Source organism: Bradyrhizobium sp. USDA 10063 (genome assembly GCF_054063735.1).
Map to the genome: position 1 here is coordinate 132120 of NZ_JBSSGP010000002.1, position 14390 is coordinate 146509.

Annotated in this window: 13 protein-coding genes and 1 pseudogene; 5 read left to right on the forward strand and 9 right to left on the reverse strand. The window is 64.7% G+C overall.

Annotated elements, in window-relative coordinates; all coding sequences use genetic code 11:
- Positions 1–13 precede the first annotated feature (13 nt).
- On the reverse strand, positions 14–1018 hold the full coding sequence (locus ACVJGD_RS02595; RefSeq protein ID WP_456632889.1) for an AraC family transcriptional regulator: 1005 nt from the start codon (positions 1016–1018) through the stop codon (positions 14–16).
- A 252-nt stretch (positions 1019–1270) separates the two neighbouring features.
- Here ACVJGD_RS02595 and ACVJGD_RS02600 point away from each other — a divergent pair, with 252 nt between their 5' ends.
- Complete coding sequence (locus tag ACVJGD_RS02600; protein ID WP_456632890.1) at positions 1271–1720, forward strand: cupin domain-containing protein; 450 nt, start codon at positions 1271–1273, stop codon at positions 1718–1720.
- Between the two features lie 116 nt (positions 1721–1836).
- The gene (locus tag ACVJGD_RS02605; RefSeq protein ID WP_456632891.1) at positions 1837–3330 is read left to right on the forward strand and encodes a flavin-containing monooxygenase; all 1494 of its coding nucleotides are present in this window, start codon (positions 1837–1839) and stop codon (positions 3328–3330) included.
- Here the strand turns inward: ACVJGD_RS02605 and ACVJGD_RS02610 are convergent.
- Genes ACVJGD_RS02610 through ACVJGD_RS02620 form a run of 3 tightly spaced genes read right to left on the reverse strand, consistent with a single transcriptional unit; the run spans position 3315 to position 6768 of the window.
- Entirely contained in the window at positions 3315–4958 is a 1644-nt protein-coding gene (locus tag ACVJGD_RS02610) for an ABC transporter ATP-binding protein (protein WP_456632892.1), read from the reverse strand. The two genes, ACVJGD_RS02605 and ACVJGD_RS02610, sit on opposite strands and share 16 nt — an antisense overlap.
- 2 nt (positions 4959–4960) lie before the next feature.
- Complete coding sequence (locus ACVJGD_RS02615) at positions 4961–5800, reverse strand: ABC transporter permease (RefSeq protein WP_456632893.1); 840 nt, start codon at positions 5798–5800, stop codon at positions 4961–4963.
- The gene (locus ACVJGD_RS02620; protein WP_456632894.1) at positions 5797–6768 is read right to left on the reverse strand and encodes an ABC transporter permease; all 972 of its coding nucleotides are present in this window, start codon (positions 6766–6768) and stop codon (positions 5797–5799) included. The genes ACVJGD_RS02615 and ACVJGD_RS02620 overlap by 4 nt, the downstream gene beginning before the upstream one ends.
- A 225-nt stretch (positions 6769–6993) precedes the next feature.
- On the opposite strand from ACVJGD_RS02620, the gene ACVJGD_RS02625 reads away from it, so the two are divergent.
- Entirely contained in the window at positions 6994–8019 is a 1026-nt protein-coding gene (locus tag ACVJGD_RS02625; RefSeq protein ID WP_456632895.1) for a histone deacetylase family protein, read from the forward strand.
- 449 nt (positions 8020–8468) lie between these two features.
- On the opposite strand, the gene ACVJGD_RS02630 is transcribed toward ACVJGD_RS02625, so the two are convergent.
- Complete coding sequence (locus ACVJGD_RS02630) at positions 8469–9104, reverse strand: TetR/AcrR family transcriptional regulator (protein WP_456632896.1); 636 nt, start codon at positions 9102–9104, stop codon at positions 8469–8471.
- Between the two features lie 165 nt (positions 9105–9269).
- Here ACVJGD_RS02630 and ACVJGD_RS02635 point away from each other — a divergent pair, with 165 nt between their 5' ends.
- The gene (locus ACVJGD_RS02635; RefSeq protein ID WP_456632897.1) at positions 9270–9479 is read left to right on the forward strand and encodes a ferredoxin; all 210 of its coding nucleotides are present in this window, start codon (positions 9270–9272) and stop codon (positions 9477–9479) included.
- An 83-nt stretch (positions 9480–9562) separates the two neighbouring features.
- Complete coding sequence (locus ACVJGD_RS02640; protein ID WP_456632898.1) at positions 9563–10783, forward strand: cytochrome P450; 1221 nt, start codon at positions 9563–9565, stop codon at positions 10781–10783.
- A 163-nt stretch (positions 10784–10946) separates the two neighbouring features.
- Here ACVJGD_RS02640 and ACVJGD_RS02645 read toward each other — a convergent pair whose 3' ends face one another.
- The 4 genes and pseudogenes from ACVJGD_RS02645 to fixL form a co-directional block, all read right to left on the reverse strand.
- Complete coding sequence (locus ACVJGD_RS02645; RefSeq protein WP_456632899.1) at positions 10947–11639, reverse strand: helix-turn-helix domain-containing protein; 693 nt, start codon at positions 11637–11639, stop codon at positions 10947–10949.
- Positions 11640–11744: 105 nt separating this feature from the next.
- Positions 11745–12141, reverse strand: a pseudogene (locus ACVJGD_RS02650) (response regulator).
- A gap of 87 nt (positions 12142–12228) precedes the next feature.
- A complete protein-coding gene (gene fixJ, locus ACVJGD_RS02655) occupies positions 12229–12846 on the reverse strand; it encodes a response regulator FixJ (RefSeq protein ID WP_456632900.1) in 618 nt (205 codons plus the stop codon).
- Complete coding sequence (gene fixL / locus ACVJGD_RS02660) at positions 12836–14365, reverse strand: sensor protein FixL (protein WP_456632901.1); 1530 nt, start codon at positions 14363–14365, stop codon at positions 12836–12838. Before fixL ends, fixJ begins: the two co-directional genes overlap by 11 nt.
- Positions 14366–14390: the final 25 nt, after the last annotated feature.

A 14390-nucleotide genomic window follows, 5' to 3' on the forward strand; every position in this document is an offset into this window, starting at 1 on the left:
GCTCGGTTGAAAGTCAGTTCAGGCGCCGCAACGTCGCCGAAGGGCTCTCGCCGAACTTTGCGCGATAAGCACTTGCCATCCGGCTCAGATGGGTGAAGCCGAGATCGAAGGCGATATCGACGACGCGCTCGTCCGGCCCCGCCGCTTTCAGCCGGGCATTGAGCCGGGCGAGCCGGATATCCTGCAGCATCGCCGAAATGGTCGTCCCGAAATGGCGGCGGAAGCCTAGCTGCAATGCGCGAACGCCGACACCAGCGGCATCGGCAAGCTGCATGAGATCGAGCGGCTCATCAGCCTGCGCCTCGAGCCGGGCGCGTGCCCGCTTCAGCGCTGCCGGCTGTGTCTCGATGCGCCCGTCGAAGATGGCGATGGCCCGGCTGAGGCTATGATGCTGTCCGTTGAGCAGCGCGCTCAGCAATCGCTCGCGCCAATCGGCCGCCGCCAGAGGCGACAGGCGTTTCGCCGGACCTAGACCCTCGGCGAGCTCGACGAGATCCCCGACACCCGCCTGAAGCGCATGTCCAAGCGGTGCGGTGAGGTCGACCGATGGATCGAACTCCACCGCTCTCGCCGACGTTCCCGCCAGCGCTGCCGCGCGATGTTCCACCAGCTTGCGGTCGAGCAGCAGGATGAGCTGGGCGCAATCCTGTCGCCACGTCATCTGCGTCGGCACGGTCGGCGACAGCAGCGATGCCGCAGCGCCTGGCGTAGTCGTCACCTCGCGCGCTGCCGTCCGTATCTCCGCACAACCATGCAGCGGGATCTGCAGCAGGAAAAACCGGTCGAGACAGCCTGGGTCGATCGAGACCGATCCGCCGTAGGCGACATAGTTCACCGAGAAGCCGTCGAAGGCTGCGCAGTTATGCTGGGCGCTGAAGTCTTGCTCCGACCGGCCGATCGGCTTCAGTTCATGCGGGCAAAAAATCCGTCCGATCGCCTCGGCGGCGTCATCGACACTGACGGTCGAGACGCGGGCGAAACCCGCAAGCCGGGTGCTGGCCAAGGCACCTGCATTCATCGCAACCACCGCGGAGTTGCTTGAGGTTTAAAATATCGGAAGCCTAATTGATCTTCTGGCGTAGGGAAACGCGGTTTCGGCGCGCAATCTGCCCGATCGCTATGCGGGCCTTTGCTGCGCCCTTGGGCATGGAGCTTCTCCTGCAGCGCAACATAGGCTTCGTGGCCGCGGGATTCGTTTATCGGCTAGACAAGCCGTCGCGCGGGCGACAGCCTGACGGGCACGGTGCAGTCCAGACATGGAGGTGGCGGAATGGGTGCGCTCGAGAAAGGCATTACGCGGAACGGGACGGGCTACGGCGGCAAGACCTGGAATATCCTGGGCCAGGTTTATTTTCCGAAGGCAGTCACCGACTCGACCTTTGCGTTCGAAACCAACAGCGATCCCGGCCAGTTCGTGCCGGTGCACATCCATCCGACCCAGGACGAGTTCATCCTGGTGCAGGAAGGCACGCTCGACCTCAAGCTCGACGGCATGTGGGTGAAAGCCGAGGCCGGCGACCTCGTGCGCATGCCGCGCGGCATTCCCCACGGCTATTTCAACAAGTCGGACAAGCCGGCGCGCGCGCTGTTCTGGGTCTCGCCGATGCAGAAGCTGGAGGCGTTGTTCGACAAGCTGCACAATCTGCAGGACCCGGGAGAGGTGGTACGCATTTCCGCCGAGCACGAGGTGAACTTCCTGCCGCCGGAAGCCAACGACTGACCTTGCCCCGGTAGCGGGGCTCGACATCGGAAGCTGTGCAATTGCCGGGATCGCTCGGCGATGACGGCAGCGTGCGCGTACAATCCAACGGCTTGTTGACTTTCCGGAGCATCCACATGGTCAAGCAGAAGCATGTTTGCATCATCGGCGCCGGCGTTTCCGGGCTCGCCGCGGCCAAGGCGTTTTCCGAGCGCGGACACGGGGTGACCATCGTCGAGCGCAGTGGCGATCTCGGCGGCGTGTGGGAGCCGGCGCGGTCCTATCCGGAGGTGCAGACCCAGAGCCCGAAGGATCTCTATCGCTACACCGACAAGGCGATGCCGGACGCCTATCCGGAATGGCCGAAGGGACCGCAAGTCTACGCTTACTTGCGCGACTATGCGCATGAGCACGGGCTTGACGAGGCCATGCGCTTCGACACCGCGGTCGTGGCAATGGATCGCCGCGCCGATGGCGCGCCGGGCTGGACGCTCACGCTTCGCACCGGTGACGGCGGGGTGAGCCACGAGGATTTTGATTTCGTCGCTGTTTGCACCGGCCAGTTCAACGAGCCGCAAACCCTGAGCCTTCCCGGCGAGGACGCGTTCAAGTCGCAGGGCGGCAAGATCCTGCATTCCTCGCAATACAATGATGCGGCGACGGCGAGCGGACGCAGAATGGTGGTGCTCGGCGGTTCGAAATCGGCGACCGACATTGCCGTCAACGCCGTCAACTCCGGCGCCGCCGAAGTCACCATCGTCTATCGCGAGCCGGTATGGCGCATTCCCTATTTCGTTGGCGGCCTGGTCAACTTCAAGCGCATCCTCTACATCCGCGCGCAGGAGGAGATGTTTCCAGGCTGGGGCATCGGCCCGCTGTCGCGGCTCGCACATGCCGTGGCCAAGCCGTTGGTGTGGGCGAACTGGCGGGGGCTGGAGAGCCTCCTGAAGGTGCAGCTCAAGCTGAAGCAATGCGACATGGTGCCGAAGCAGCCGATCGAGGACGGCATCAACTGCTCGGTGCCGATCGCAACGCCGGGCTTCTATCCGATGGTGGCCGATGGCCGCATCAAGGCGATCCGCGGCACGTTCGACCACTATGACGGCGACAGCATCGTGATGAGCGGAGGCGAGCGGGTGGCGGCGGATGTGGCCGTGCTTGCGATCGGCTACAAGTTCGGCGTGCCGTTCCTGCCCGAGAGCTACCGCAGCAAGCTGGTCGAGCCCGACGGGCAGTATCGGCTCTATCGCCTGATCGCCAATCCCGATCTGCCGGACATGGGATTCGTCGGATTCAATTCGAGCTTCTGCACGGTGCTTTGCGCCGAGCTGGCCGCCAACTGGCTGGTGCGCTACGCCGACGGCCAGCTTGCGCGGCAGCCGACTGCGACCGAGATGAAGGAGAACATCGCGATGATGCTTCACTTCAAACGCGTCGAACGGCCGGCGGCGGGCGTCTATGGTGGGCTCTGCGTAGCGCCGTATCATTACCGCCACTTCGACGAGCTGCTGGCGGATATCGGTACGACCATCCGCCGGCGCAATCCGCTCGCCGAAAAATTCACGCCGCCCGATGCCGATGCCTATGCGCGCTTCCTGGCTTCAGCGCCCGACTATCACGCGGTGGCATAAGGACGGGCGGGCTCCTCGCTCGACGATGTCCGGCCGGGCACGGCGGCCAGCAGCTCGCGCGTGTAGGGATGTTCGGGCGCCGAGAACAGCGCGGCAGCAGGCCTTAGCTCCACGATCTCGCCGCGCTGCATCACCGCGATGCGGTCGCAGATTTGGGCTGCGACACGCAGATCGTGGGTGATGAACAGCATCGACAGCCCAAAACGCGCCTTGAGGTCCTCGAGCAGATTGAGAACCTGCGCCTGCACGGAGACGTCGAGTGCGGAGACCGCTTCGTCGGCAACCAGGATCTCCGGCTCGAGCGCCAGTGCGCGGGCGATGCCGATGCGCTGGCGCTGGCCGCCGGAGAATTCATGCGGAAAACGGTCCATCGCATTGGCGTTGAGGCCGACCATGCCGAGCAGGTCGCGGGCGCGCTGCCGCGCCACGTCAGGGGCGGTGCCATGCGCGATCGGCCCGTCCGCGATGATGTTGCCGACCTTGCGGCGCGGATTGAGCGAGGCAAACGGATCCTGGAAGATCATCTGGATGCGGCTGCGCTCCTTGCGCAGCTCCTTGCCGCCGATCGCGGTGAAGTCGGTGTCGCCGAGGCGGACCGTGCCCCGGTCCGGCTCGATCAGGCGCATGACAAGACGCGCGACCGAGGATTTTCCCGAACCGGACTCGCCGACGAGGCCGAGCGTCTCGCCCTGCAGGATGTTGAAGTTGACGGCCTTGGCGGCCTGCACACGGCGCTCCGGCTGGAACCAGCCGCCGCCGGAGACATAGGTCTTGTCGAGGCCGATCACCTCGACCGCCTTGGGACGATCGACGAGGGGAGCGCGCTGCGGCGGCTCCATCGAGGGTACGGCGGCGAGCAGGGCGCGCGTGTAAGGATGTTGCGGACGCTGCAGCACGTCACCGGCCGAGCCCTGTTCGACCACCTCGCCGTGCTGAAGCACGACGACGCGGTCGGCGATGTCGGCGACGACACCGAAATCATGGGTGATGAACATCACCGCCATGTTGCGGCGGCGCTGCAGGTCGCGGATCAGTTTCAGGATCTGCGCCTGTGTGGTGACGTCGAGCGCGGTGGTCGGTTCGTCCGCGACGAGCACCGCCGGCTCAAGCGCGAGCGCCATCGCGATCATCGCGCGCTGACGCTGGCCGCCGGACAATTGATGCGGATAGGCGCGCACCGAACGTTCGGGGTCGGGCAGGCCGACCTCGCGCAGGAGATTGAGCGCCTTCAGCCTGCGCTCCTTCGGTGTCAGAAGACCGTGCGCCTCGAACATCTCGGCGATCTGGTCGCCGATCCGCATCAAGGGATTGAGCGCCGTCATCGGCTCCTGGAACACCATGGCGATGTGACGGCCGCGCAGGCCGAGCCATTCGTCCTCATCTAGCCGCAGCAGGTTCTGCCGGTCGAACAGGATCTCGCCGGCTTCGCGGCCGATCGTATCGGGAAGGAGGCCCATCAACGCATGGGCGCACATCGATTTGCCGGAACCGGATTCGCCGACTACGCAAAGGATCTTGCCGGGGACGAGATCGAACGACACGCCGTCGACCGCGTAGTCGCGGTCGGCGCCGGGTGGCAGCGCGAGCTTGAGGTCCTTGATGACAACGACGGCATTGCTCTCGGACATGCTCAGCGCCCATCCTTGTTGAGGCGCGGATTGAGCGCGTCGTTGAGGCCTTCGCCGATCAGGTTCAGCGCCAGCACCGAAATCAGGATGGCGATGCCGGGAAACACCGTGATCCACCAGGCCTGCCGGATCACGGTGCGGCCGGCCCCGACCATGTAGCCCCATGACATCAGGTTGGGATCGCCGAGGCCGAGGAAGGAGAGCGAGGACTCCAGCAGGATTGCGGTCGCCACCATCAGCGAAGCCAGCACGATGACCGGCGAGAGCGCGTTCGGCAGGATCTCGCGCCAGATGATCCAGCTATGGCTCTGTCCGGTGACGATCGCCGCCTGCACATATTCGCGGGTGCGCAGCGACAGCACTTCACCGCGCACCAGCCGCGCCACCGGCGGCCAGCTCACGATCGCGATCGCCAGCACGATCGAGACGATCGAGGGCTGCATGATCGCCACCAGCACGATCGCGAGCGCGAAGCTCGGCACCGTCTGGAAGAACTCGGTGAAGCGCATCAAGGCATCGCCGATCCGGCCGCCGAAATAGCCGGCGAGCGCGCCGACGGGAATGCCGACCGCAAGCGCCGCGAGCGTCGAGACCAGCCCGACCAAGAGCGAGACGCGCGCGCCATAGATGATGCCGGCGAACACGTCGCGGCCGAGCGCGTCGGTGCCGAGCGGCAGGCCCGACATCGTGAACGGCGGCAGGAACGGCCGCTGCACCATGCGCCAGGGCGAATTCGGGAAGATCATCGGCCCGAACAGCGCGACCGCGATCGCGATCAGCAGAATGATGGAGCCGATCAATCCGCCGGGATTGCGCAGCAAGAGCTTCCAGAACCGCTTCATGCCGCAAACTCGATACGCGGATCGACCGAGCGGTAGATCAGGTCGGTGATCAGGTTGAACGCCAGCACCATCGCCGAGCAGACGACGAAGACGCCGAGCAGGAGGTTATAGTCGCGCTGCAGCAGCGCCTCGTACATCAGCCGGCCGATGCCGGGCCAGGCGAACACGGTCTCGGTCAGGACAGCGCCACCGACCAGCGTGCCCGCCTGCAAGCCTGCGAGCGTCACCACCGGCAGCAGCGCGTTGCGCAGGATGTGGCGGCGCTGGATTATGGAGTCCCGCAAGCCCTTGGCGCGCGCGGTCTTGACGAAATCGAGCCGCTTCACTTCCAGCATCGAGGCCCGCGTCATACGGGTATAGGTCGCCATGAAGAACAGGCCGATCGTCATCGCCGGCAGGATCAGATGCGCGGCGACGTCGAGCACGTGGGCGAAGCCGGTGTAGTTGGCGCCGACGGTCTCATAGCCGAAGCTCGGCAGCCAATCCATCGCCACCGAGAACAAGAGGATCGCCATCAGTGCGACCCAGAACAAAGGCGTGGCGTAGAAGATCAGCGCCAATATCGTGATCGCGGTATCGGCCCAGGTGCCCGCACGCCGTGCCGCCAAAGTTCCGAACAGCACGCCAAACAGCAGCGAGATCGCAAAGGCCGTGCCGGTCAGCAGCAGCGTTGCCGGCAATCGCTCGAGGATCAATTGCGACACCGGCGCCTGCTGGCGGAAGGAGAAACCGAGATCGAGGGTGGCGATGCCTTTCACATACCGATAGAGCTGCACCGGCAATGGCTGATCGAGTCCGAATTTCTCGCGGAGCTGCGCGACGAAGAGTTGATCGCTGGCGCCGGCTTCGCCGGCCATCACCACCGCGGGGTCGCCGGGCGCCAGCCGGATCAGGAAGAAGTTCAAGACGACGATCGCGAGCAGCACGACGATCGCCTTCATAATTCGTTGCGCGATGAATGCGAGCATCGGAACCTTTCAGCTCTTTCGGGAGACGACACAGCCGCGGGCCAAGGCGGCGGTCATCGCTGTCGATTCAACGGGTCTGACCTGGAGGGGCAAGGTTAAACTCTCGGCAGTCGGCGCTTAAGGAATGAACAGGAGCGGGTGGATGCTTTTCGCAGCCGCGCCGCTTTGCGATTCCGGTCGTTCTATGCAAGGGATGTTCCGATCTCCAATGATGGGAGCCTCCTTGTGAAGGCCGTCTATACCGAACTGCATCGCAGCCATGATCCGCAATTCTTCCTGGTCCGCGGCGTCGTCAAGCGCACGACCGAGCAGCCCGAGCGCGCCGACCGCCTGCTGGCGGGGCTGAAGGCGGGCAGGCATCAACTGGTCGAGCCGACCGTGTTCGGGCAGGGGCCGCGGGCGCGGGTGCATAGCGCCGAATATCTGAGCTTCCTCGCCGAAGCCTGGGACGCCTGGTCGGCGCTTGGCGATGCGGGACCCGAGATGATCGGCAATATCCACCCGGTACGAAATGCCGCAACCTATCCGACCCATATCATCGGCCGGCTCGGCTGGCACACGGCCGACACCGCCGCGCCGATCGGGCCGGGCACCTGGGCCGCCGCCTGTGCTGCGACCGATGTCGCGGCGACCGCAGCGCAGATGGTGGTGGACGGCGAGGACGCGGTGTACGCGCTGTGCCGTCCGCCCGGTCATCACGCCTACCGCGATATCGCCGGCGGTTTCTGCTTCCTCAACAACAGCGCGGTTGCCGCGGCGCATCTGCGGCTGAAGCATGAGCGCGTCGCGATCCTCGATGTCGATGTCCATCACGGCAATGGTACGCAGGGCATCTTCTACGAGCGGGACGATGTGCTGACGGTGTCGATCCATGCGGATCCGGCCTCCTTCTATCCGTTCGTCTGGGGCTATGCGCACGAGCGCGGCACAGGTCCTGGGCTCGGCACCAATCTCAACATCCCGCTGCCGATCGGCACCGGCGACGATGGCTACCTCACCGCGCTCGCGACCGCGCGGAAGACGATCGAAGCCTTCGCGCCCGGCGCACTCGTCGTCGCCCTCGGTCTCGATGCCTCCGAGCACGATCCGCTGGCGGGCCTTGCCGTCACCACGGAAGGCTTCCGCCGCATCGGCGCCGCGATCGCGCGGATCGGCCTGCCGACCGTGTTCGTACAGGAAGGCGGCTATCTCTCCGACATCCTCGGCGCCAATCTGACCGCGGTGCTCGCCGGGTTTGAAGCGGCCCGGTGAGGGGAGATGCCGTTGCCCCTCATGGTGAGGAGCGCGCGTAGCGCGTCTCGAGACGATGCCGAGCATCGCTCGGAGAACCATGAGGCCCCGCCGGTGGCCTCGGCCTTCGAGACGGTCGCTTCGCGACCTCCTCAGGCTGAGGGGACACGTCCGAGTGCGCGGCGCTCTCGCTGTCGTCCCGGCAAAAATGGTGGCACATAACCACAGGCAAGTGCCGTAGGGTGGGCAAAGCGAAGCGTGCCCACCATCAGCACTCCGCTCGTGATGGTGGGCACGCTTCTGCCTGCGCGCGTTTGAACCGCAGTGAATGAAGTCGCTTTGCCCACCCTACGGCAGTTGCACACTTGGCATGCTTTCTCGACGTCATTGCAAGCGGAGCGAAGCAATCCATAGCGCCGCGAGCGGAAGAATGGATTGCTTCCGCCATCGCGCTCGCAATGACGGTGTTGCTAATGGCCTTGCGCCGCCGCCTTGATCGCAAGCGACAGGCTTAGCTTGATCTGCGCGACCATGTCGTCGAGCAGTGCTTCGCGCGTGGTTTCGGCGAGTTGGCCGGTCAGCAGGCCCTGCCCGGCGAGCATCACCACGCCGTGCAGCGCGGCCCAGATCTGCAGCGCGTGGCGCTCGCGCAAGAGGCCAACCGCCGGCGACTCCAGCGCTTCCAGGAGCAGGCTGAAGGTTTCCATCGCGGCGCTGTGCAACTCGCTGTCCTTTGGCGAGCAGGCCATCACGCGTGAGGCGAACATCAGGCGGTAGATGCCGTGGCGGCGCAGGCCGAAGGCGAGGGCGGCTTGCGCGAAGCGCGAGATTTTCGTCCGCTTCGATGGTTCGTTGATCGCCTCGCGAAGCGTTGTGTTGAATTGGCGAAAGGCTTCTGCCGTGACGGCCGATAGCAGCGCCTCGCGGTCGGCGAAATGCCGGTAGGGTGCGGGCTGCGAGACGCGGAGCTTCTTGGCGAGTGCGCTGATGTTGATGGCCTCGGGGCCGCCGAGTTCCGCTTCCCGCAGTGCGGCGTGCACCAGGGCGTCGCGGAGATCGCCATGGTGATAGGCATTTTGCGGCTTGCGGGCGAGGCGCGTTACCATTGTAATGTGATAGGCTATAACTTTGTACTTGACAGCACAACGGTGCCGCGAATGTAATGGCTCTAAATTCGAGACGCGGCCGAAGCAAGCAGCGTCCACCGAGGAACGCAGGTTCGCGCATCGAGCCCCGCGCATCGATCTGCGCATGGCACAAGGAAGCGCCGCATGTCCGGAAAGCTGAAGATCCACGTCGACCAGGACAAGTGTCAGGGACACGCGCGCTGCAAGGCGCTCGCGCCCGAACTGTTCGACCTCGACGAATACGGAAATGCGCATGAGCACGGCGATGGTCATGTGCCTGATGGCCTTGAGGACAAGGCCTATCTCGCCCAGACCAACTGCCCGGAATTCGCGATCGAAGTCACCGAGGAGTGACGCGCGCAGTCGTGAATCCCGCGATCGAACTTTCGCCTTCATCCACACTTGAGCTGAACGAACATAGCGGAAGGAAATTGCCGATGTCCGATTCCGTCAGCATGATGCCCGAACACCCGCCGGTGACCGACTGGATCCGCGATTTCGACCATACCGATCCGGCCTGGACCGAGAATCCGTTTCCGATCTGGGAGCAGTTGCGCGCGGCATCGCCGGTGGTCCACACCGAGCGCTTCCTCGGCTGCTACATGCCGACCACCTATGAGGCGGTGAAGCAGGTCGCCTACGACACCGAACATTTCTCGTCCCGTCGCATCATCGTGCGCGACGTGCGGCCGGAGATCACCGCGACCTCGCCGCCGATCACATCCGATCCGCCGGAGCACAAGCCGGCCAAGCAGTTGCTGCTGCCGCCCTTCACGCCCGATGCGATGAAGAAGCTGGAGCCGCGGGTGAGGGCGATCTGCAACGAACTGATCGACGAATTCATCGCCGATGGAAAATGCGATGCCGCAGCGCGCTACACCAAGCACATTCCGGTGCGCGCCATCGCCCACATGCTGGGGATCCCCGAGCAGGACAGCGATCTCTTCATCAAGTGGATCCACGAGATCCTCGAACTCGGCATCAAGGATCATGCCACCCTGATGCGTGCGGTCGAGGAGATGAGCGGCTATTTCGCCGGCCATATCAACGAGCGCAAGACCAGGCCGACCGACGACCTGATCACGACGCTGATGAATGCGCGCGACAAGGACGGCAAGCCGTTGTCGGACGGACATGTGCTCGGCTCGCTGCGGCTGCTCCTGATCGCAGGGATCGATACCACCTGGAGCGCGATCGGCTCCTCGCTCTGGCATCTTGCGAAGACGCCCGCGGACCGCGAACGGCTGGTCGCCGAGCCGGAACTGCTGCCGACCGCGATCGAGGAATTTTTGCGCGCCTTTTCGCCTGTGACGATGGCGCGCGAGGTGGTGAAGGAAACCACGATCAGCGGCTGCCCGATCAAGACCGGCAACATGGTGCTGTTGTCATTCCCCGCCGCCAACCGCGATCCCGCGATCTTCCCCGATGCCGACAAGGTGGTGATCGACCGCAAGGAGAACCGCCACGCGGCTTTTGGTCTCGGCATCCATCGCTGCGTCGGCTCGAACCTCGCACGCATGGAGATGACGGTCGCGATCGAGGAATGGCTGAAGCGGATTCCGGACTTCCGGCTCGATCCGGCCGGCAAGGTGACGTGGTCGGAAGGCACCGTCCGCGGCCCACGCGCGCTGCCGTTGTTGTTCGGTGCGGCGGACTGAGCTGGGCTGCCTTACCTCTCCCATAGGGAGAGGTCGGATCGCGCCAGCGATCCGGGTGAGGGGATGCGCTCTATCGAGGGACCGAAACCCCTCACCCGCGCGCTTCGCGCCGACCTCTCCCTATGGGAGAGGTGAAGATCGAGGCCGCGCGAGTTGCGCCGGATCAAATATCCATGTTGCGCAGGCGTTGGCGGTTGCGCAGCACGATCTGGCGGGCGCCGGAGAAGCCGAGCACGCCTTCGTCGTTCAGTTGCGACAGGGCGCGCGAAACCGTCTCGAGCGTCAGTCCGAGATAGTCGCCGATGTCGCGCCGGCACATCGGCAGCGCCATCATGCCGGCGACCGCAAGGCGGCGATCCATCTCAAGGAGGAAATTCGCAACCCGTTCCATCGCGCTCTTGCGCCCGAGCAGCAGCATGTGCTCTTCGGCGTGCTTGAGATCACCAGCGGTCATGGTCCAGAGCTTATGCGCGACCTGGACGTCGGTGCCGGCGGCGTGGTCGAGGCTGCGGCGCTTCACCAGGCGCACGGTGGTGTCGATGATGGCTTCCGCCGCCAGCCGGTGGTTCTTGCCCGACTCGAGCCCGAAGACATCGCCGGGCAGGTGGAACGCGCCGATCTGGCGCCGGCCGTCGGAGAGCAGCTTGTAGGTGCGGACCGCGCCGCGGATCACCTGGTAGACATATTCGGCCGGCTCGTCCTCGCCGTAGATCTCTTCGTCTTTCCGGTAGGTGAATTCGGTCGCGATCAGGCCGGCATGTCCGGCGAGGCCGCAGAATGGCTCGGACGGCGCAACTGCGGCCGGAACAGCCCTGTTGATGTTGAGGGAAGCGGCGGCGGGCGACTGGGTGAGCATTGAGCCATCTCCTATGCAGCGGATGGCTCTTGGTACGCGGAACAAGCGGGCCGGAAAATTTCGCTCCATGCCTTAAGGGCGGACCCTTAAGTAGAATTACGGAGGTCAGGCCGCCGGTGGCGGGGCGGTCTTGATCACGTCCCAGATGCGGGAGGATAGGCTGTCCTCGACATGCGGCTTGTGCAGCACATGGCGGATGCCGGCCGCCGCGGCCTTGGCCGGAATGGTCGCGTCGGGGTAGCCGGGTGATCAGGATGATCGGCGTGTCGATGTCGCGCTGGCGCAGAATCCCGGCGAGGTCGATGCCGCTCATGTTCGGCATCTTGTAGTCGATCACGAAGCAATCGGCGCCGCCCATGGTCATGGCGTTCAGCAATGCCTCTGCGCTGCGGAAGGTGCGGACGTAGAAGCCGTCGGTTTCCAGAAGGAAGCGCAGCGAGCCGAGCACGTCGGAATCGTCGTCCACGACGTAGACTAGGGGCGTTCTGGTGGGTGCGGGCATCGGCACTGTCATCCGGCTTCCGGGCCGGTCATCCGGTCCATCAACCTATATTTATAAACCTGTCGATGCCGACCGGCTTGATTCAGCTCAATCCTTGAGCACCCCGGCCCGCATGGCCAGACGGACCAATTCCGAAAGGCTGCTCGCCTGCATCTTGGTCATCACATTGGCCCGGTAAACCTCAATCGTGCGGGGGCTGATATTGTAGTCGCGGGCGATCATCTTGTTGGAAAGTCCGGCCACCAGGCCGTCCATGACCTGCCGCTCGCGCGGAGACAGTGAGGCGATGCGGGCGGCGACGTCCTGGGTCGCGGCCATGTCGCGGGCGCCGGCCTCGGCCTGCTTGAGCGCGACGTCGATCATGGCGATCAGCCGGTCGTCCTCGAACGGCTTTTCCATGAAATCGACCGCGCCGAGTTTCATCGCTTCGACGGCGAGAGGGACATCGCCATGGCCGGTCATGATGATGACCGGAAAGCTCCCGCGGCTCTCCTTGACGCGCTTCAATAGCTCGATGCCGTCGATGCCGGGCATGCGGATGTCCGATACCACGCAGCCGAACTCGACGGTCGGAAGCGTGTCCAGGAAGGCCTGCGCCGATTCGAACAAGCGGACGTCGAAGTCGGCCGAATCGAGCAGGAATTGCAGCGAATCCCGCATCGCGTCGTCATCGTCGATGACGTAGACATTTCCCCTACGTGCCATCTGTCAAACTCTCGTTCGGTACCGCCGGCAGCGTGAAACGGAAGGTCGCGCCGCCTGCGTGGTTGGACTCGGCCCACATCCGCCCGCCATGGGCCTCGATGATCGAGCGGCTGATCGACAGCCCGACGCCCATGCCGGTTTCCTTGGTGGTGAAGAAGGTCTGGAACAGGTTCTTCTCCACGTCGTCAGGAAATCCATGGCCGGTGTCGAACACCGATACTTCGATCATGTCCTCATCGACCGGCCGGTTCGAGGCGATCAGCTCGCGCCGCTCGGACTGCGCCATCGCCTCCAGCGCATTGCGGAACAGATTGACCAGAACCTGCTGGACCTGGACGCGGTCGACCAGCACCAGGTCGTATCGCGGATCGAGGTTGAAGCGGATCCGCACGTCCTGCTCGCGCGCGCCGGCGAGCCCCAGCGCGCCGGCTTCCTCGATCATCTTCGAGAGCCGCTCGACGCGCTTTTCCGATTCGCCGCGGGCGACGAAATCGCGCAGCCGGCGGATGATCTGCCCGGCGCGGATCGCCTGTTCGGCGGCGCGATCCATCGCGTTCTCGATCTTGGCGCGGTTCGGGTCATCGCTCGCGGCGAGCAGGCGGCGCGAGCCCTTCATGTAGTTGCTGATGGCGGCGAGCGGCTGGTTGAGCTCATGGGCGAGTGCGGACGCCATTTCGCCCATCGCGCTCAGGCGCGAGACGTGGACCAGTTCCGACTGCAATTCCTGCAGCCGCGCCTGGGTCTGCTGATGCTCGGTGAGGTCGCGGACAAAGCCGGTGAAATAGGGCACGCCGCCGGACTTCATCTCGCCGATCGACAGATGCATCGGGAAGGTGGTGCCGTCCTTGCGCTGGCCGGTCACGATGCGGCCGATGCCGATGATGTGGCGCTCGCCGGTAGCGGCGTAGCGCGCCATGTAGCTGTCATGGCGCGAACGGTCGGGCTCCGGCATCAGCAGACTGACATTCTGCCCGATCGCCTCTCGCTCGGCATATCCGAACTGCCGTTCCGCGGCGCTCGAGAAGAACTGCATGATGCCGCGGCCGTCGATGACGATCATCGCGTCGGGAATCGTCTCCAGGATCGACTGCAGGTGCCCTTCGCGCGTGCGCAGCGTCTGCTCGAGCTGTTTCTCCTCGTCGATGTCGAGCACGATGCCGGAAAGGTGCGCGGACGTCTTGTCCCGCGTCGGACTGCCGCGGAGCCGCACCCAGTGGTTGGCCCCGTCGTTTCGGCTCAGCCGGCAGGCGAGGTCCAAGGACTCGCCAGTTTCGTTCGCGTGCGAAATCGCCCTTTCCGTGCGTTCGCGATCGGCGGGCTCGAGCAGCGAAAGGAAGAGCTCGTAGCTGACCGGCGCATCGTCGGAAACACCGAACAGCCTTCGCGCGGTGTTCGACCAGGTGAGCTCCATTGTCGAAAGATCGAGATCCCAGCCGCCGACACCGGCTCCCTCGGCACCGAGCCGAAAGCGCCGATCATCGGCGCGGTCGTCGGAGGGGGATGGGTCGGGGCCTGTCAAACGCTTTTCCGGTTCTTGGCCGCCC

What these genes read in the sequence shown, in the direction of transcription:
- ACVJGD_RS02630 (WP_456632896.1), bottom strand. Translation starts at nt 9,104, where the DNA reads ATGGTAACGCGCCTCGCCCGCAAGCCGCAAAATGCCTATCACCATGGC.
- ACVJGD_RS02615 (WP_456632893.1), bottom strand. Translation starts at nt 5,800, where the DNA reads ATGAAGCGGTTCTGGAAGCTCTTGCTGCGCAATCCCGGCGGATTGATC.
- ACVJGD_RS02595 (WP_456632889.1), bottom strand. Translation starts at nt 1,018, where the DNA reads ATGAATGCAGGTGCCTTGGCCAGCACCCGGCTTGCGGGTTTCGCCCGC.
- ACVJGD_RS02635 (WP_456632897.1), top strand. Translation starts at nt 9,270, where the DNA reads ATGTCCGGAAAGCTGAAGATCCACGTCGACCAGGACAAGTGTCAGGGA.
- ACVJGD_RS02640 (WP_456632898.1), top strand. Translation starts at nt 9,563, where the DNA reads ATGTCCGATTCCGTCAGCATGATGCCCGAACACCCGCCGGTGACCGAC.
- fixJ (WP_456632900.1), bottom strand. Translation starts at nt 12,846, where the DNA reads ATGGCACGTAGGGGAAATGTCTACGTCATCGACGATGACGACGCGATG.
- ACVJGD_RS02620 (WP_456632894.1), bottom strand. Translation starts at nt 6,768, where the DNA reads ATGCTCGCATTCATCGCGCAACGAATTATGAAGGCGATCGTCGTGCTG.
- ACVJGD_RS02605 (WP_456632891.1), top strand. Translation starts at nt 1,837, where the DNA reads ATGGTCAAGCAGAAGCATGTTTGCATCATCGGCGCCGGCGTTTCCGGG.
- ACVJGD_RS02610 (WP_456632892.1), bottom strand. Translation starts at nt 4,958, where the DNA reads ATGTCCGAGAGCAATGCCGTCGTTGTCATCAAGGACCTCAAGCTCGCG.
- ACVJGD_RS02600 (WP_456632890.1), top strand. Translation starts at nt 1,271, where the DNA reads ATGGGTGCGCTCGAGAAAGGCATTACGCGGAACGGGACGGGCTACGGC.
- ACVJGD_RS02645 (WP_456632899.1), bottom strand. Translation starts at nt 11,639, where the DNA reads ATGCTCACCCAGTCGCCCGCCGCCGCTTCCCTCAACATCAACAGGGCT.